The sequence below is a fragment of the Kitasatospora sp. NPDC056273 genome, from assembly GCF_042268845.1.
GTDB lineage: Bacteria > Actinomycetota > Actinomycetes > Streptomycetales > Streptomycetaceae > Kitasatospora.
This window is the reverse complement of sequence record NZ_JBHJSJ010000001.1, coordinates 382,626-399,739: the sequence shown is the minus strand read 5'-3', so window position 1 is coordinate 399,739 and position 17,114 is coordinate 382,626. Positions and strand designations below refer to the sequence as shown.

Here is a 17,114-nt window from a genome sequence, read left to right as displayed (position 1 = left end):
CCCCGGGAATCGCCTCCCGGGGCGGCGGCGTAACCGGTCGGGCCCTCAGCAGATCCGCGGCAGCTGCTCGCCCATCGGCAGGTCGACCACCCGGGTGCCGCCGAAGCCGGTCCGGGCGACGACCATCCCCGGGTGCTCCTCGACGCACTCGCCGATCACCACCGCCTCCGCGCCGAGCGGGTGGGCGCGCATGGCGGCGAGCACGGCGTCCGCCGAGAGACGCGGGACGAAGGCGACCAGCCGGCCCTCGTTGGCGATGTACATCGGGTCCAGGCCCAGCACGGCGCAGGCGTTGGCCACCGGCTCCGGGACGGGGACGGCCCGTTCGCTGAGCACCACGCCCACCCCGGCCGCGACGGCGATCTCGTTGAGCGCCGCGGCCAGGCCGCCCCGGGTGGGGTCGCGCAGCACGTGCAGGTCGGCGGTGGCCGCGAGCATCGCCTCGACCAGGCCGCCGAGCGCCGCGCTGTCGCTGCGCACCTCGACCCCGAACTCCAGGCCCTCCCGGACGCTCATGATCGCGACCCCGTGCAGCCCGATCGGCCCGCTGACGATCACCACGTCGCCGGGGCGGGCACGCTGCGGCCGGATGTCGACCCCGGCCGGGACGATCCCGATGCCGGCGGTGTTCAGGTAGATACCGTCCCCGTGCCCGGCCTCGACCACCTTGGTGTCCCCGGTGGCGATCTCGACCCCGGCGGTACGGGCGGCGGCGCCGAGCGCCCGGGCGACCCGGTCCACCACGGCCATCTCCACCCCCTCCTCCAGGATGAAGCCGCAGGACAGGTAGGCCGCCCGGGCCCCGCTCATGGCGAGGTCGTTGACCGTGCCGTTGACGGCGAGGTCGCCGATGCAGCCACCGGGGAAGAACAGCGGCCGCACCACGTAGGAGTCGGTGGAGAAGGCGAGCCGGGCGCCGCCCAGCTCCAGCACCGCGGAGTCGCCGAGCCCGGCGAGCACGGGGCCGCCGAAGGCCGGCGCGAACAGGTTCTCCACCAGCTCGGCGGACATCGCCCCGCCGCCGCCGTGGCCCATCACCACCCGGGGGTGGTCGCGCAGCGGCAGCGGGCAGCTCCAGCCGGAGAAGTCGGGCCGCTCGGCGCCCGGGTCCGTGCCGGGCCCGCTGAGCAGTTCGGTGTCAGCCAACGCGACCCGCCTCCTGAGGCTCCTGAAGCTCCCGACGTTCCTGCGGTTCCTGGGCCCGGACGGACGTCCCCGGTACGCCCAGCCGCCGGTACAGGTAGTACGCCGCGCACGCCCCCTCGCTGGACACCATCGTGGCGCCGAGCGGCGTGCGCGGTGTGCAGACGGTACCGAAGGCCTCGCACTCGTGGGGCTTCAGCAGCCCCTGCAGCACCTCGCCGCTGCGGCACGCGGCGGGCTCGTGGGTCGTGATCCCGCCGACGTCGAAGCGGTGCTCGGCGTCGTGGTCGCGGTAGCGCGGGGAGAGCCGCCACCCGCTGCGCGGGATCACGCCGATGCCCCGCCAGGGACGGTCGGCGACCTCGAAGACGTCCTCCAGCATGGCGCGGGCCGCCGGGTTGCCCTCGGAGCGGACGGCCCGCGGGTAGGCGTTGTCGACGGTGTGCTCCCCGCGCTCCAACTGCCGTACGGTGCGCCGGATTCCCTCCAGGATGTCCAGCGGCTCGAAGCCGGTGACGACGATCGGCACCCGGTGGCGTTCGGCCAGCGCCGGGTACTCGGCGGTGCCCATCACGCTGCACACGTGCCCGGCGGCGAGGAAGCCCTGGACCCGGCAGTCCGGCGAGTCCATGATCGCCTCGATCGCGGGCGGCACCCGGACGTGCGAGACCAGCATGCTGAAGTTGCGCAGCCCCTGCTTCCTGGCCAGGTGGACGGCCATGGCGTTCGGCGGGGCGGTGGTCTCGAAGCCGATGCCGAAGAAGACCACCTCCCGGTCCGGGTTCTCCCGGGCGATCCGCAGGGCGTCCAGCGGCGAGTACACCACCCGGACGTCGCCGCCCTCGCCGCGGACCCGGAACAGGTCCCGGTCGGTGCCGGGCACCCGCAGCATGTCGCCGAAGGAGCAGAAGACCACCCCCGGCCGGGCCGCGATCGCCAGGGCCCGGTCGATCATCTCCAGCGGGGTGACGCACACCGGGCAGCCCGGCCCGTGGATCAACTCGACCTCCTCGGGCAGGAGTTGGTCGATGGCGTGCCGGATGATGCTGTGCGTCTGGCCGCCGCAGACCTCCATCAGCGCCCACGGCCGGGTGACCGTCGCCCTGATGTCGGCGAGCAGCCCGGCGGCCAGCTCGGGGTTGCGGAACTCCTCCAGGTACTTCACCGTCCGGCCTCCTCAACCTCGGCCCCAGAGCCCGCCGCCGCCCCGGCGGCCTCCCAGGGATCGCCGAACTCCTCCTGCAACAGCCCGAGTTCCTCGAAGAGGGCGAGGGTGCGCCGGGCCGACTCCTCGTCCAGGCGCTGCAGCGCGAAGCCCACGTGGACGATCGCGTAGTCCCCCACCGCCAGGTCCGGCAGGTACTCCAGGCACACGTCCTTGACCACGCCGCCGAAGTCCATCACCGCCATCCTCGCCCCGTCCCGCTCCCCGATCTCCGTCACCCTGCCGGGCACAGCCAGACACATCCGCTCTCACTCCTCCCGGGTGGCCGTCGACCGGGCGGCCACCATCAGCTGGCCGAGCGCCAGACCACCGTCGTTGGGCGGCACCCGGCGGTGCCGCAGTACCGTGAATCCGTCCTCCCCGAGGCCGCTCGCGCAGGCCGAGGAGAGCAGTGCGTTGGCGAAGACCCCGCCGCTGAGCGCCACCGTGGTGGTGCCGTACCGGTCCCGGACGGCCGCGCAGCTCCGCCGGACCAGGTCGGCCACCGCACGGTGGAAGCGGGCGGCGACCAGGCCCGCGGGGGCGCCCGCGGTCACGTCGGCGACCACAGCGGCCAGCACCGGCCCGGGGTCGGCGGTCCAGCCGCTGGCCCGCGCCGACAGCCCGAACGCGTAGCCGTCGTCCGCCCGCGCCGCCGACCCGGCCCCGGGGCCGTCCGCGCGGCCGAACCCGCAGGCCGCCGCCTCCAGTTCGATCGCCGCCTGGGCCTCGTACCCGGCCCGGTGGCAGACCCCGGCGAGCGAGGACACCGCGTCGAACAGCCGCCCCATGCTGGAGCTCGGCAGGCAGTTCAGTCGCCGCTCCAACTGCCGTTCCAGCAGGCCGAGTTCCGCCGCCCCGGAGGCCCGGACCGACGGCAGCTCCGGCTGCCAGGGCAGCCCGGCCGCGCGCAGGTGGGCGAGCGCCGTCCGGTACGGGCGCTCGACGGCCGCGTCCCCGCCCGGCAGCGGCACGTACCCGAGGTGGGCGAGGCGGCGGAACCCGTCGTAGTCGGCCAGCAGCACCTCGCCGCCCCAGACCGCGCCGTCCGCGCCGTAGCCGGTGCCGTCGAAGGCCACCCCGAGCACCGGGCGGCTGCCGTCCAGTCCGTGCTCGGCCATCACCGCGGCGATGTGGGCGTGGTGGTGCTGCACCCGGTGCACCGGCCGGCCGGCGGCGGTCCGCTCGGCGTGCCGGAGCGAGCGGTAGCCGGGGTGCCGGTCGGCGACCAGCAGTTCGGGCCGGACGCCGCTGACCGTGCCGAGCTGCTCGACCGCCCGGTCGAAGGCCCGCAGGGTGGCCAGGTCGTCCATGTCGCCGATGTGGCCGGACAGCCAGGCGTAGCCGTCCCGGGCCAGCGCGAAGGTGTTCTTCAGGTCGCCGCCGACCGCCAGCGCCGGGCGCACGGGCACCGGCAGCGGGATCGGCAGCGGCGCATACCCGCGCGAGCGGCGCAACGGCAGCTGCTCGCCGTCCACCACCCGCACCACCGAGTCCTCGCAGGGCACGTGGATCGGCCGGTCGTGGCCGAGCCAGCCGTCGACCAGCGGGGCGAGCCGCTCCAGCGCCTCCCGGTCCTCGGTGACGATCGGCTCGCCGGAGAGGTTGGCGCTGGTCATCACCAGCAGGTCCGGCCCGGGGGCGGCGAGCAGCAGGTGGTGCAGCGGCGTGTACGGGAGCATCACCCCGAGGTCGGGGCTGCCCGGGGCCACGCCCTCGGGCACCGGCAGGCCGGTGCGGCGCAGCAGGACGATCGGCCGGACCGGACCGGTGAGCAGTTCCCGCTCGACCGGGTCGACGGGCAGCAGGCCCTCGACGGTGGCGAGGTCGCGGGCCATCACTGCGAAGGGCTTGCGGCCGCGCCGCTTGCGCCGGCGCAGCAGGGCGACGGCCGCGGCGTCGCGCGCGTCGCAGGCGAGGTGGTAGCCGCCGATGCCCTTGACGGCGAGGACCGCGCCGTCGGCCAGCAGCCGCCGGGCCTCCGCCAGGGCCTGCTCCCCGCCGAGGTCGGGGCGTCCGGGCACGGTCAGTGCGAGCCTGGGCCCGCAGGCGTGGCAGGCGACGGGTTGGGCGTGGAACCGGCGGTCGGCGGGGTCGGCGTACTCGCGGGCGCAGTCCGGGCACAGCGGGAAGCCGGCCATGGTGGTGTTGGCCCGGTCGTACGGCAGGCCGGTGACGATGGTGTGCCGGGGGCCGCAGTTGGTGCAGCTGATGAACGGGTGCCGGTGGCGGCGGTCGGCCGGGTCCGCGAGTTCGGCCAGGCAGTCGGCGCAGACGGCGGTGTCGGGCGGGATCAGGGTGGCGCGGGCGCCGTCGGGGCGGGAGGGGACGATGCGGAAGCCGGTGGCGCCGGTGGCGGCGAGCGGCGCGTGCTCCACCGCGTGCACCTGGGCGAGCGGCGGCGCGTCGCCGGCCACCCGCCGGCAGAAGGCGTCCAGCGCGTCCGGGCTGCCCTCGACCTCGACCAGGACGCCCTCGCCGGTGTTGGTGACGGTGCCGGCCAGTCCGAGTTCACCGGCCAGGGTGTGGACGAACGGCCGGAAGCCGACCCCCTGCACCAGGCCGCGGACGGCGACCCGCCGCCGCTCGCGGTCGAGCCCGGGGTGGGCGGCCGTCACGCGTGCTCCCCCACGGCGGTGTGGCCGTGGTCGTGGCCGTGGTCGTGATCCTGAGAGTGCCCATGGTCGTGGTCGTGAGAGTGCCCGTGGTCGTGCGGCGCCGCCGCGGCCATCACCGGCCGGTGCGGCCGCGCCCCGTCCAGGACGCCGAGCGCCCGGTCCAGCAGCGCCCCGACGCCCTCGCCCGTCCGGGCCGAGGTGTTCAGCACCTCCACCCCGGGGTTGACCCGCTGGACGTTGGCCAGGAACGCCGCCTCGTCGAACTCGGCCGCCGCCGCGAGGTCCGTCTTCGTCACCAGCACCAGGTTGGCCAGCCCGAAGGCCGTCGGGTACTTGAGCGGCTTGTCCTCGCCCTCGGTCACCGAGGCCAGCACCACCCGCAGCGTCTCGCCGAGGTCGTAGGAGGCCGGGCAGACCAGGTTGCCGACGTTCTCCACGAACAGCAGCCGGCAGTCGTCCGGCAGCCAGCCGTCCAGGTGCCCGGCGAGCATCCGCGCCTCCAGGTGGCAGAGCCCGTCGGTGAGCACCTGCTTCACCAGGGCGCCCGAGCGGGCCAGCCGGCGCGCGTCGTTCTCGGTGGCGAGGTCGGCGGTCAGCGCGGCGACGGGCACTCCGCGTCGCCGGGCGAGCCCCAACTCGGCCTCCAGCAGCGCGGTCTTGCCGCTGCCGGGGCTGGAGAGCAGGTTCACCGCGACCGTCCCCCGCGCGGCCAGTGCCGCCCGCAGTCCGCGGGCGCTGTCGTCGTTGCGGGCGAGGACCGCCTGACGGAGGTCGACCGTGCGGCACATCGGCATCAGCCTTTCTGGTTCGGCCCGGACGTCAAAGCTCCTGGGCCCACTCGACGTCGAGGATCTGCAGCTCGCGGCCGGACAGCAGCTCCACGCCGCCACCGCCGGAGCAGCTCGGGCAGCCGAGGTCCGGCGGCATGCCGACCGCCCACTCGACCGCGCAGGGGGCGCAGCGGGCCCGGGCCGCGACGGACTCGGTGTCCAGCGCCGCGCCCGCCACCAGCGTTCCGGCGCAGGCGAGTTCGAAGCAGAAGTCGAGGGCCTCGGGCACCACGCCGGCCAGCTCGCCGACCCGCAGCCGCACCCGTGCCACCCCGGGGGCCCCGTGTTCGCGCGCGGCCGTGTCCACCTGCTCGACGACGGCTTCGGCGATCGACATCTCGTGCATGGGTCCCTTCCCGGATCGGGCGGCAACGCGCCCCATTACAGGGCGAGGTGGCGGCGGCGGCCCGCAGCCGCGCCGCCACCGTCCGCGGGGCTGCGCCGTTCGCAGCAGTGCGCGCCTCACATCCGGGAGATGCGCACGTACCGCTTGAGGTCCGGCAGGTTCTGCCAGACCAGTGCGCCGATCCCGGCCAGCAGGGCCGCGCAGAACAGTTTCCTCAGCATGGTGTTGTCTCCTTCTCCGGCTGCTTCTCCGGCTGCGTGGCCTCGTCCACGACCCGCAGGACCATTCGCACCGCCTCCGCCACGGCGGCGGCGACGGGCTCGCTGAGCCCGATGCCCTCCTCCAGCGAGGCCGGCTCGCAGCCGACCACCAGGACGCGTTCGGGCGGCTCGCCGCCGGTGCCGGCGGCGAGCGTGGCGAGCAGGGCCAGTACGGCGTCGGGCCCCATCCGGTGCCCGTCGAGGGCGGGCGGTTCCGGCGGCTGTTCGGCGGCCGCCTCGATCAGGTAGAGGGTCCCGGGCGCCCCGCCCCGGTGGACGGCGTCCACCAGGACGGCGGTGCGGTGGCCGTCGAGCAGCCGGTAGGCCAGGTCGACGCCGCGCACGCCGACGTCGACCACCTCGACGCCCGCCGGCAGCGGGTGGGCGGACAGCCGCCGTACGGTCTCGACCCCGAAGCCGTCGTCGCCGAGGAAGATGTTGCCCACCCCGGCGACCAGCACCGTGCGGTCCGTCATGGCCCCTCCACCGGAGCGGCTCCGTCCAGCGCAGCGCTCCCGTCCAGCGCAGCGCTCCCGTCCACCGGGGCGCTCCCGTCCAGCGGCGTGACCTCGTCGGGCTGGAAGTAGCGGAAGCGCCCCTGGGCCCGCCACAGGTCGGCGCCCGGGTCGTCCTCCACCGTGACGGCCAGGTGCACCGAGCCGTCGAGGTCGTGCAGCACCGCCTCCACGATGCCGGTCCGCCCGTCCAGGAACAGGTCCTGGGCGTCGGTGCGCCGCCGTCCGGGCCGCAGCAGCACCCGGCTGCCGGCGCCCACCTGGTGGCCGTCGACCAGCACCCGGTCCCGCTCCGGGTCGACCCCGGGGTCGTCGCCCGGGTCCCACCAGGGCTGCTCGGGACGGCCGAGGGCGGTGCCGCCGGTGGCCTCGCGCAGCCCGCGGATCGCGCCGTGCAGCCGGTCCAGCACCTCGGGCGGCATGGACTCGGCCAGGTCGATCACCGCGCCGGCCCGGTCGTCGGTGCCCCGGGCCTCGCGTTTCTCCTCCTCGGTCAGGGCCGCCGTCCGCAGCGCCAGGATCTCGTCGATCTCGGTGGCGTCGTACAGGGTGCCGAGGCTCTCCGGGGCGATCCGCGGGTGGTCCTCCAGGATGATCGGCGAGGACAGCACCACCCCGCGCTCGCCCTCCGGCCCGGCCAGCACCGGCCAGGTGCGCTCGTTGCGGCACCGCTCGACGGCCGGGCGGGCCCACTCGGGCGGGTCGGTGACGGACAGGAAGCGGCCGTGCTCCAGCCCGAGCAGCAGGTGCGCGGAGACCAGCGATCGCGGCAGCGCCTGGTCGCGGGTGGCGTGCCGGGACGGCCGCCAGGCGGAGCTGTTCTCCACCTCCACGGTCAGCCGCTGCGCCCGGTACGGGCCGGGCAGCTCCTCGGCCCGCAGCCAGAGCAGGCCGTCGACCTGCTCGCGGCGCCGTATCACCCGGCCGACGACGGCGTCGCGCTCGTGCACCAGCCCGGTCTCGCCGACGCCCGGCAGCCGGAACGGCCGCTGCACCCCCTCGCCGGCCAACTCCTCGACCGGTACCAGGAGTTCGATCCGCTCCTCGACGCCCTCGTCCCATTCGACGAGGTCCCGGTCGGCCAGCTCCAGCCGTTCCACGGACTCGAAGCCGGCGGCGGTGGCCTGTTCGACGGTGCGCCGCTGGACCCGCAGGAAGCGCAGCTCGACCGCCAGCCGGTCCCCGTCGCGCGCCTCCATCAGGCACTCGGTGCGCTGGTGGGAGTGCTCGCCGCCCTGCGCGGTGTACTCGGGCGGCACCAGGACGCCGAACTGCCAGCGCAGCCGGTTCTTGGCCGCCGAGGCGCGGTACGGGTAGAGGACGTAGCCCTCCAGCAGCACCGCGTCGGCGATCTGCCGGGCGGCCGCGAAGCCGCGTTCGATCCGCTCCGGGAGGCCGCTCACCGGGCCCCCTCCCCGATCGCCGCGGCCGTGAGCAGCTCGCGCACCGTCGCCTCCCAGGAGGGCAGGGCCCGCCGCGAGCGGTAGGCCAGCAGTTCGGCCATGGCGTCCTCCGGCAGCCGCAGCCAGCCGCTGCCGGGGAAGTGCCGGTCGATCGCCTCCCGCCAGACCCGCACCGGCATCCGCACCCGGGCCTCCCGGTCCCACGGCACCGGGCTGACCTGGAAGCCGCCGGGGCCGGCGAAGGCGGTGCCGGAGAAGAGCAGCAGCAGCGGGACCTCGCCGCCGTCCAGTGCCCGGAAGTAGCGGGCCGAGGCGACGTCCTGGTCGTAGGTGCAGGGCACCGCGAGGTCGATCTCGGTCTCGCCGGTGAAGCCGGGGACGAGCAGCGGCACGGTGGCGAACTGGATCGGGTTGAGCGTGGTCGCCCAGCGCTCCCGTCCGCCGAACAGATCGGCCAGCCGCCCGCCCTCGTCCTCGCCGTACGGCCGGCGGACCGGTTCGATCCGCAGCTGGACCTGGAGGGCGAGGGCGTGCACCCGGGTGTCGGCCGGGGCCGTGATCCGCAGCCGGAAGACCAGGGTCGGACCGGCCGCGTACGGGTCGGACCGCACGCCGGTGCAGGCGAAGCCGAGCGCCGTCACGCCGTCACCTCCGCGGGCAGCGGGCGGGCCCGGTCGGCCAGGCGCGCGAAGAACGCGTCGAGTTCGGCCCGCGCCTCGGCGCCGCCGTCGAAGCCGTGCCAGCACCGCCGCAGCCGGCCGACCAGCTCGTAGCAGATGTCGATCGGCACCAGGAAGCACGCCACGCGCTCCTCGGTGCGGCGCACCAGCAGCGCCTCCACGTCGGGTTCCAGGGCGGCGGCCAGCCGGCTGCCGCCGAGGGCGCGCTGCCAGGCCTGCTCGTCCAGTTCGCTCTCGGTGGCGCCGGCCGGGCCGGGGTAGAAGGCCAGCAGCTGGTCCATCACGGTGCTGCGGAACAGGAAGGCGGTGCCGACCGGGATGCCTAGCACCGACCAGGCCTGCTGGTCCAACTCCCGTTCCGGGTCGGCGAGGTAGCGGTCCGGCACGGTGCGGTAGCGGCCGCCGGCCGCGCCCGGCTGCTGGAACAGCAGGCCGCAGGCGGTGCAGGCGCAGGCCAGGGCGCGGTCCTCGACGTCCACCAGGTGGCGGTGGCCGCCGGGCAGGTCCCGGCCGCAGAACGCGCACTGCTCGGGGCGCGGCGGCGCCGGTTCGCGCAGCCGGTGCAGCAGGGCGGTCCCGTCGCGGGAGATCCGGCGGGTGTTCATCGCGCCTCCGCGGGCTGTGGCGGGCGGGTGCCGATCTGGAGCAGCTGCGGGGCGCGTTCCAGTTCCACGACCGTCACCTCGGGCGCGTGGCAGGCGAGGACGGCCTGCGCCTCCTGTTCGCCGCAGCCGCAGCCGCAGCCGGTGGCCGTGCGGCGCAACCGCAGGACGCCGGTGGCCGGGTCGAAGCCGGCCGCCTCGACCCGCTCGGGCAGGGCCGCGAGCGCCCGCTCGATCCGGGCGGGGAGGTCCTCGGGGTGCAGGTCGTGCAGGAGCAGCAGCCCGGCCACGACCGGGTCGTCCAGCATCCGGTCCAGGGCGGTCGGGGGCAGCGCCGGCACCAGCCGGGCCAGGCCCTGGCCGTAGAACTCCATGAGGTCGCGGACCAGTTGCTCACCGGCCCGCTCAGCGTCGGCGCCGCTGTCGGCCAGCGCATCCAGGGCCTGCTGGATCCGCAGCCCGGTCTGCTCGGCCGTCATGCGGTGAGCCCGCTCAGGCCGGTGGGCACGTGCATGGTCTGCACGGTGCGCCCGCCGCCGACGTACATGTGCACGCCGCAGGGCAGACAGGGGTCGAAGCTGCGGACCGCGCGCATGATGTCGATGCCCTTGAAGGTGTCCGGCGGGTTCTCCTCGAAGATCGGGGTGTTCTGCACCGCGTCCTCGTACGGGCCGGGCGTGCCGTAGCTGTCCCGGACGCTGGCGTTCCACGGGGTGGGCGGGTACGGGTGGTAGTTGGCGATCTTGCCGTCGCGGATCACCATGTGGTGCGAGAGCACGCCGCGCACGGCCTCGGTGAAGCCGCAGCCGATCGACTCGTCCGGCACCTCGAAGCGCTCCCAGGTCTGGCTGCGCCCGGCGCGGACCTCGTCGAGCGCCTTCTCGGCGAAGTGCAGGGCGGCGGCGGCCGCGTACGCCTGGAAGTAGGTGCGGGCGCGGTTGCGCTCGATGGCGTTGCTCCACTGCGGGATCTTCCACTCGAAGGTGACCTCGGGCTTGGTCATCGAGCGGGGCAGGTTGATCTGCACGCTGTGGCCGGTGGCCTTGACGTAGCCGATGTCGACCAGCCCGGACAGCGCGGTGGACCACAGCCGGGCGATCGGGCCGCCGCCGGTGTCGAGGGCGAGGTGGTCCTTGCCGTCGAACCAGCGCGGGGACATCACCCAGCTGTACTTGTCGTCGAAGTTGCGCTTCTGCGGCTGCGGGATGGTGTGCTGGTTCCAGGGGTGCCGGGGGTCGACGGGGTTGCCGAGCGGGTCGTGGGTGACGAACAGCTCCTTGCCCTGCCAGTCCTCGTAGTAGGAGCTGCCGAGCAGGATGCGGATGCCGAGGTTGATCTCGGTCAGGTCGTTGGTGACGAGCTTGCCGTCCACCACGACGCCGGGGGTGACGAACATCCGCCGGCCCCAGTCCGTCATGTTGCGGTACGTGAAGTCGCAGTGGTCCGGGTCGTTGAGGCTGCCCCAGCAGCCGAGCAGGACCCGGCGCCGGCCGACCTCCTCGTAGCCGGGCAGGGCCTGGTAGAAGAAGTCGAAGAGGTCGTCGTGCAGCGGCACGACCTTCTTCATGAACTCGACGTAGCGCATCAGCCGGGTCAGGTAGTCGGTGAACAGCTGCACCGTCGCGACGGTGCCGACGCCGCCCGGGTAGAGCGTGGAGGGGTGCACGTGGCGGCCCTCCATCAGGCAGAACATCTCCCGGGTGTACCGGCTGACCTGGAGCGCCTCGCGGTAGAACTCGCCCTCGATCGGGTTGAGCGAGCGCATGATGTCGGCGATGGTCTTGTAGCCGTGGTCCCCGGCGTGCGGGGACTCGGTGCGCTCGGCGAGCTCCAGCACGCCGGGGTTGGTCTCGCGGACCATCCGCTCGCAGTAGTCGACCCCGACCAGGTTCTCCTGGAAGATGTTGTGGTCGAACATGTACTCGGCGGCCTCACCGAGGTTGATGATCCACTCGCCCAGGTGCGGGGGCTTCACCCCGTACGCCATGTTCTGCGTGTAGACGGAGCAGGTGGCGTGGTTGTCGCCGCAGATCCCGCAGATCCGGCTGGTGATGAAGTGGGCGTCGCGCGGGTCCTTGCCGCGCATGAAGACGCTGTAGCCGCGGAAGACCGAGGAGGTGCTGTAGCACTCCGCGACCCGCTTCTGCTTGAAGTCGATCTTCGTGTGGATGCCCAGGCTGCCCACGATCCGGGTGATCGGGTCCCAGGACATCTCGGTCAGGCCGCTGCCGTCGCCGGCCGCCCTGGTGGTCGGTGTTGCCATCGTGTCTGTCGTGTCCTTGTCTCTGGGAGCGGGGCCTCGGCGAGCGGGGGCCGTGCGGACGGGGGCCGTGGGAGCGGGGTCCCCGCGGAGGGGATCCCGGCGGACGGGGCGGGGGAAGGCGGCGGCCGCACACCGGGCGGTGTGCGGCCCCGCGGCGTCACCAGGGCGGGCGGTAGCCCGTGGTCAGGCGGCTGCCGGTGCGGCGCCACTTGGGTTCCTTGTCGAGGGTCTTCTGGGTGATCGCGCGCAGCCGGCGGATCACCGAGCCGTACGCGCTGCTGGCGGCGGTGGAGACGTGCGAGCCGGGCGGCGGGTCCATGAAGGGCATGAACTTGTCCGGGAAGCCCGGCATGGTGCAGGCGATGCAGATGCCGCCCACGTTCGGGCAGCCGCCGATGCCGTTGGTCCAGCCGCGCTTGGTGACGTTGCACTTGACGACCGGGCCCCAGCAGCCGAGCCGGACGAGGCACTCGGGCGTGCCGTAGTCGGTGGCGAACTGCCCCTGCTCGTAGTAGCCGCCGCGGTCGCAGCCCTCGTGCACGGTGGCGCCGAACAGCCAGGCGGGCCGCAGCTTGTCGTCGAGCGGGATCATCGGCGCGGAGCCGGCCAGCTGGTACAGCAGGTAGGTGAGCGTCTCGGCGAAGTTGTCGGGCTGGATCGGGCAGCCCGGCACGCAGACGATCGGCAGTCCGGCCTTGGACTTCCAGTCCCAGCCCAGGTAGTCCGGCACGCCCATCGCGCCGGTCGGGTTGCCGGCCATCGCGTGGATGCCGCCGTACGTGGCGCAGGTGCCGATCGCCACCACGGCGGTCGCCTTCGGGGCGAGCCGGTCCAGCCACTCGCTGGTGGTGATGGGCTGGCCGGTGGCGGGGTCGTCGCCGAAGCCGCACCAGTAGCCCTCCTTCTTGATCTTCTCGTTGGGGATGGACCCCTCGACGACCAGCACGAACGGCTCGATCTCGCCGCGCTCGGCCTTGAAGAACCACTCGACGAAGTTGTCCGCGCCCTGGACCGGGCCGCACTCGAAGTCGATCAGCGGCCAGTGCACGGCGACCTTGGGCAGGCCGGGCAGCGCGCCGGTGACGATCTCCTCGATGCTCGGCTGCATCGCGGCGGTCAGCGAGACGGAGTCGCCGTCGCAGCTGAGGCCCGCGTTGATCCAGAGGATGTGCACCGCGTCGGCGTCGGGCTTCGCGGCGGCCTCGGCCGTCCCGGCCGTCGAAGCGGTTGGAGCTGTTGCAGCACCCATGAGGATGCCTCCTCGGGGATGGGAGCCGGAGGGAATGGCTCGAAGCCAGTCTTAGCAACGGTCCGGGCCGGGCGCCGGTCCGCGCGGCGGGAGCCGGCGCCCGGGGAGGCAAGCCCGGCGGGGCCGTTCGGGTCACGCTCGCGCGGCGGGCCCCGTCGGCACCGGGCGCTTGTGGACGAACGCGGAACGCAGCGCGTGATACGGCGATTCGGGTGTGAAGAACTGCCGGTGCATCACCGCGAGCTCCTCCTCCCGGTACGCGTCGAGCGGCTTCGTCCGCTCGTCGGCCTCGCGCGCGGCCTTCTTCGCCGCGATCCGCTGCTGGGCGGTCGGCGAGGCGGCGAGCAGCCCGGCCAGGTGGGCCGCGGACGGCCCGAACTCCTCCGGCCCGCAGGCCAGCACCCGGTCGACCAGGCCGATCCGCTCGGCCGTGGCCGCGGAGACCGGGAGCGCCTGGCGGGTCAGCCGCTCGGCCGCCGCCGCGCCGACCCTGCGCGGCAGGGTGTACGTCCAGTACTCCGAGCCGTGCAGCCCCATCAGCCGGTAGTGGGGGTTGAGGACGGAGCCGGCGCGGCACCACACCTCGTCCGCCGCCAGGGCCAGCATCACCCCGCCGGCCGCCGCGTTGCCGCCGACCGCGGCGACCACCAGCCGGTCGGTGGTGGTGAGCACCGCGTCGACCAGCTCGTCCATCGCGGTGATGTTGTCCCAGGACTCGACGGCCGGGTCCGGCGCGGCCTCGATCACGTTGAGGTGGATGCCGTTGGAGAAGAAGTCCCGGCCGCCGCCGAGCACCAGCACCGAGGTCGGACGGGCCGCGGCGAAGCGGTACGCGGCCAGCAGCCGGCGGCAGTGGCCGGTGGACATCGCGCCGCCCGGGAAGGAGAAGCGCAGGAAGCCCACCGGGCCGTCCTCGCGGTAGCGCAGGTCCGACCAGACCGGGCCGTCCCCCTCCCCCGGCATCAGCGGCGCCGCCACCTCCGGCAGCGCCGGCAGCAGCCCGCCGAGGGCCGTGGCCGCCGGGAGCTTGACGCCCGCCGGGCCGCCGGGGGTGCGGCGGCGGAGCTCGGGGATCCAGACCGCGCCGTCCGAGGTGGCCCGGCAGACGGCGCCGGCCCGGGTGGCGATCAGCTCGCCCGGGCGTCCGCGCAGCACCGGCTCGCGGTGCCCGCCGTGCAGGTACCAGGCGCCTCCGCACAGCTCGTCGAGCACCCCGGGGCGCGAGTCCGCCGCGCGGAGCCTGCGCAGCACCGCCTCGGTGGGGTCGGCCGCCCAGTCGATCCGGCGCTCCTCCTGGCGCAGCGCGGGCCGGGTCCGTACGGTGCCGCTCCAGCCGGGGCCGGACTGCGGCTCCGGCGCGTACCCGCCGGAGGCGAAGCGTTCGACGGCGAGCAGCGCGGCCGCCACCGCCGCGTCGGCGACCTCGTTGCGGTACAGGTCGCTCTTGCCGTACCCGGGCAGCCGGCAGGGCGCCCAGGCCCAGACCGGCCCGGCGTCCAGCTCCGCCTCGGCCTGCAGCACCGTCACGCCCCAGTCGGTGCGGCCCTCCTGGACGGCCCGGTCGAGGGAGGACGGGCCGCGGTCGCCCGGCGGGCCGGGGTGGACGACCAGGCAGGTGAGCTGTGACCAGAGCTCGCGCGGGATCGCCGTGCGCAGCATCGGCGCGAGCACCAGGTCGGGTTTCAGGCGGTGCACCGCGTCGAGCAACTCCTCGTCGTCACCGGCCAGTTGGACGTCCACGGTGTGGAGCCGGTCGCGCAGTTCGGCGTGCAGCCGCTGGCTGAGGCTGTTGAACGCGCTGGCGAGGAGAAGAATCCGCATGTACGACTCCGACGGGGTGGGGTTCCGGGAACCCGGCGATCATCGCTTCCGCCCCCGTGACGCCCCGTCCCGTCCGGTATGTCGCGCCGCGCGTTCACCCGAGCGGCCGGAGCCGGGCGGCGGGGCCGAGCGGGTAGCATGTAAGGTATGACTCCGAGCAGTGACCCTTACGAGATCCGTCCCGGCGTGCCCACCGTCGAGGTCTTCCGCCGCCTGCGCACCGACGCCGGCCTCTCCGACAAGGCCCCCGAGGCGGTCGCGCTCGCCCTCCCCAACACCTGGTACGGCGTGGTCCTCCACCACCAGGGCGAGCCCGTCGGCATGGGGCGGATCATCGGCGACGGCGGCACCGCGTTCCAGGTCACCGACATCTGCGTCCATCCCGCACACCAGGGCCACGGCCTCGGCAAGCGCATCATGGCCGCCCTCACCGAGGAACTGGAGCGCCGGGCACCCGCCACCGCGTACGTCTCGCTGATCGCGGACGGGCCCGCGCGCTTCCTCTACGAGAAGTTCGGCTTCGCGGACACCGCCGCCCACGACTCGATCGGCATGTACCGCCTGATGGGCGGGCGCTGACGGCCCGACGGCCCGGACTGTCGGTGGCGCGGTGTGTACTGGTGCCCGACCCGCCGCCCGCCCGCACGACCCCGGAGGCACCCCGATGGCCCGACTCCACGTCCGTTCCGGCCTCGACCCCGACGAGCCGGACACCCCGGCGGCCGCCCTGGTCGTCGACCCCGACGGCACCCCGGGGGAACAGGCCCTGGAACGCCTCGGCGGGCACTGCTACGAGGGCGACGAGGTCCTCTACCTGGTGCAGACCGACGGCTGGGCCGAACACAGCTACGACGGGGGCCTGCTGACCGTCGCCGTCGCCGTCCACCCGGCCGTCCTGGAACGGGCGGAGATCGACCCGGCCGGCTTCCCGCTCCGCTCGGCCGCCGACCCGACGGCCGTCCTCGTGCTGCGCGCCGAGACCGCCGTCGCCCCGGACGTGGCCGAGCGGCTCGCCGAAGGCGCCGCCGTCCTCCTCGGCCCGCCGGACGCCCCGCTCGACGACCTCCTCGGCCCCGACGGCGACTGGCCGATCATCCTCGCGGGGCCCCCGCAGCCGTAGGCGGCCGCTTCGGCCACCCGCCCGGCCGGTTTCATCCGGCCCGGAGACGGCGGAGGGCGCGCCTACGTCCTGCGGCGGCGCAGCAGAAAGGGCCCTTCCGGTGGCGACCGGCGGGGCCCTTCTCCCACGCCGAAGCGTGGGCGTGTCACTCGGAGTCGGCGACCACCTGGATCTCGTCCTCCCGAAGGATGAGGTGCTCCTCGCCTTCGATCGTGATCTCGGTGCCCGCGTACGCACCGGACGGCTTCTTGTCCGTACCGGACGCCGTCGCCTTGCTGTCCCCGGCCATGTCTCCTCCTTTCGGTCGACACGGTGTCGACCCGCGCCGATCCTGCCATGACCAACCGTCACCGGGCCATCGCCCTCGGTGGAGCAGGGCAGCCCTGCCGAGGCCAACCTGTCGATGGCATCGGCGACTTGATGTCATTTCAGAATGTCGGACGCGCCGCCGACGACGCACCCCGCTCAGGGTCAGGTCGACTGACGCCGCTCCCCGTCCGGGTCGCCGAGGAGGTCGGTGACCAGGTGGCGGGCGTAGGCGGGGGTGAGGCCGGAGGGGCGGAAGAGGATGCGGTACATCAGGGGGGCGACGAGGCGGTCCATGGCGGTCTCGACCTCGGGGGCCTCCTCGCCGCGGGCGCGGGCCCGGGCGAGGACGAGGCCGAGCTGGTCGGCGGCGTAGGCCGAGCACTGGCCGGCGTTGCCGCCGTCCGGGTCGCCGAGGAGGGCGTCGCGGACGTAGGCGCGGCCGGAGGCGGAGGCCATCTCGTCGAGGAACTGTTCGGCCCAGGCGGTGAGGTCGGCGCGCAGGCCGCCGCGGTCCTCCGGTTCGGTGTCCGGGCGCAGCCGCTCCACCGCGACGTCCGACAGCAGCTCGGCGAGGTCGCCCCAGCGGCGGTAGACCGTGGACGGGGTGACGCCGGCCCGCTGGGCGACCATCGGCACGGTGAGCGCCTCGCGGCCCACCTCCGCGAGCAGTTCGCGGACCGCGGTGTGCACCGCTTCCTGGACGCGGGCGCTGCGCCCGCCCGGGCGGGCCATCTGGCGAGGACTCATACCG

General features: G+C 74.5%; 19 protein-coding genes. 2 read left to right on the top strand and 17 right to left on the bottom strand.

The annotated features are described in order from the left end of the window. Nucleotides 1-45: 45 nt before the first annotated feature. From hypE to ACFCY1_RS01510, 15 genes are all read right to left on the bottom strand, one after another. A complete protein-coding gene (gene hypE, locus ACFCY1_RS01580; protein ID WP_375873148.1) occupies nt 46-1,131 on the bottom strand; it encodes a hydrogenase expression/formation protein HypE in 1,086 nt (361 codons plus the stop codon). Between the two features lie 7 nt (nt 1,132-1,138). Continuing rightward, the gene (gene hypD / locus ACFCY1_RS01575) at nt 1,139-2,308 is read right to left on the bottom strand and encodes a hydrogenase formation protein HypD (protein WP_375873137.1); all 1,170 of its coding nucleotides are present in this window, start codon (nt 2,306-2,308) and stop codon (nt 1,139-1,141) included. Further along, a complete protein-coding gene (locus ACFCY1_RS01570; protein ID WP_375873136.1) occupies nt 2,305-2,610 on the bottom strand; it encodes a HypC/HybG/HupF family hydrogenase formation chaperone in 306 nt (101 codons plus the stop codon). The genes hypD and ACFCY1_RS01570 overlap by 4 nt, the downstream gene beginning before the upstream one ends. A gap of 6 nt (nt 2,611-2,616) precedes the next feature. Beyond that, complete coding sequence (hypF, locus tag ACFCY1_RS01565) at nt 2,617-4,965, bottom strand: carbamoyltransferase HypF (RefSeq protein WP_375873135.1); 2,349 nt, start codon at nt 4,963-4,965, stop codon at nt 2,617-2,619. Continuing rightward, on the bottom strand, nt 4,962-5,753 hold the full coding sequence (gene hypB / locus ACFCY1_RS01560) for a hydrogenase nickel incorporation protein HypB (protein WP_375873134.1): 792 nt from the start codon (nt 5,751-5,753) through the stop codon (nt 4,962-4,964). The genes hypF and hypB overlap by 4 nt, the downstream gene beginning before the upstream one ends. 31 nt (nt 5,754-5,784) lie before the next feature. After that, nucleotides 5,785-6,141: a hydrogenase maturation nickel metallochaperone HypA gene (hypA, locus tag ACFCY1_RS01555; protein ID WP_375873133.1), complete on the bottom strand. Its 357-nt coding sequence runs from the start codon at nt 6,139-6,141 to the stop codon at nt 5,785-5,787. 116 nt (nt 6,142-6,257) lie between these two features. After that, nucleotides 6,258-6,362: a DUF6893 family small protein gene (locus ACFCY1_RS01550; protein ID WP_375873132.1), complete on the bottom strand. Its 105-nt coding sequence runs from the start codon at nt 6,360-6,362 to the stop codon at nt 6,258-6,260. Continuing rightward, on the bottom strand, nt 6,356-6,877 hold the full coding sequence (locus ACFCY1_RS01545) for a hydrogenase maturation protease (protein ID WP_074002680.1): 522 nt from the start codon (nt 6,875-6,877) through the stop codon (nt 6,356-6,358). Before ACFCY1_RS01545 ends, ACFCY1_RS01550 begins: the two co-directional genes overlap by 7 nt. Further along, nucleotides 6,874-8,319, bottom strand: a complete 1,446-nt coding sequence (locus tag ACFCY1_RS01540; protein WP_375873131.1) for a hypothetical protein — start codon at nt 8,317-8,319, stop codon at nt 6,874-6,876. Before ACFCY1_RS01540 ends, ACFCY1_RS01545 begins: the two co-directional genes overlap by 4 nt. Further along, nucleotides 8,316-8,960, bottom strand: coding sequence for a DUF6084 family protein (locus ACFCY1_RS01535; protein WP_375873130.1), 645 nt, complete (start codon nt 8,958-8,960; stop codon nt 8,316-8,318). Before ACFCY1_RS01535 ends, ACFCY1_RS01540 begins: the two co-directional genes overlap by 4 nt. Beyond that, entirely contained in the window at nt 8,957-9,604 is a 648-nt protein-coding gene (locus ACFCY1_RS01530; RefSeq protein WP_234348427.1) for a DUF5947 family protein, read from the bottom strand. Before ACFCY1_RS01530 ends, ACFCY1_RS01535 begins: the two co-directional genes overlap by 4 nt. Then, nucleotides 9,601-10,080 carry a thioredoxin gene (locus ACFCY1_RS01525; protein WP_375873129.1) on the bottom strand — a complete coding sequence of 160 codons (480 nt, stop codon included), beginning with the start codon at nt 10,078-10,080 and terminating at the stop codon, nt 9,601-9,603. Before ACFCY1_RS01525 ends, ACFCY1_RS01530 begins: the two co-directional genes overlap by 4 nt. After that, complete coding sequence (locus tag ACFCY1_RS01520; protein ID WP_375873128.1) at nt 10,077-11,864, bottom strand: nickel-dependent hydrogenase large subunit; 1,788 nt, start codon at nt 11,862-11,864, stop codon at nt 10,077-10,079. Before ACFCY1_RS01520 ends, ACFCY1_RS01525 begins: the two co-directional genes overlap by 4 nt. Before the next feature lie 157 nt (nt 11,865-12,021). Next, nucleotides 12,022-13,113 carry a hydrogenase expression protein HypE gene (locus tag ACFCY1_RS01515; protein WP_375873127.1) on the bottom strand — a complete coding sequence of 364 codons (1,092 nt, stop codon included), beginning with the start codon at nt 13,111-13,113 and terminating at the stop codon, nt 12,022-12,024. A 132-nt stretch (nt 13,114-13,245) separates the two neighbouring features. Continuing rightward, entirely contained in the window at nt 13,246-14,934 is a 1,689-nt protein-coding gene (locus tag ACFCY1_RS01510) for an enoyl-CoA hydratase-related protein (protein ID WP_074002683.1), read from the bottom strand. Nucleotides 14,935-15,081: 147 nt separating this feature from the next. Between ACFCY1_RS01510 and ACFCY1_RS01505 the strand changes: the two genes are divergently transcribed. Together ACFCY1_RS01505 and ACFCY1_RS01500 are read left to right on the top strand one after the other, a co-directional pair. After that, nucleotides 15,082-15,513: a GNAT family N-acetyltransferase gene (locus ACFCY1_RS01505; RefSeq protein ID WP_375873126.1), complete on the top strand. Its 432-nt coding sequence runs from the start codon at nt 15,082-15,084 to the stop codon at nt 15,511-15,513. An 85-nt stretch (nt 15,514-15,598) separates the two neighbouring features. Beyond that, the gene (locus ACFCY1_RS01500) at nt 15,599-16,054 is read left to right on the top strand and encodes a hypothetical protein (RefSeq protein WP_375873125.1); all 456 of its coding nucleotides are present in this window, start codon (nt 15,599-15,601) and stop codon (nt 16,052-16,054) included. Nucleotides 16,055-16,199: 145 nt separating this feature from the next. Here ACFCY1_RS01500 and ACFCY1_RS01495 read toward each other — a convergent pair whose 3' ends face one another. Both ACFCY1_RS01495 and ACFCY1_RS01490 read right to left on the bottom strand, forming a co-directional pair. Next, nucleotides 16,200-16,343 (bottom strand): hypothetical protein, encoded by a 144-nt coding sequence (locus tag ACFCY1_RS01495; protein WP_159028516.1) that lies wholly within the window; start codon nt 16,341-16,343, stop codon nt 16,200-16,202. A gap of 182 nt (nt 16,344-16,525) precedes the next feature. After that, a complete protein-coding gene (locus ACFCY1_RS01490; RefSeq protein WP_375873124.1) occupies nt 16,526-17,110 on the bottom strand; it encodes a TetR/AcrR family transcriptional regulator in 585 nt (194 codons plus the stop codon). Nucleotides 17,111-17,114: the final 4 nt, after the last annotated feature.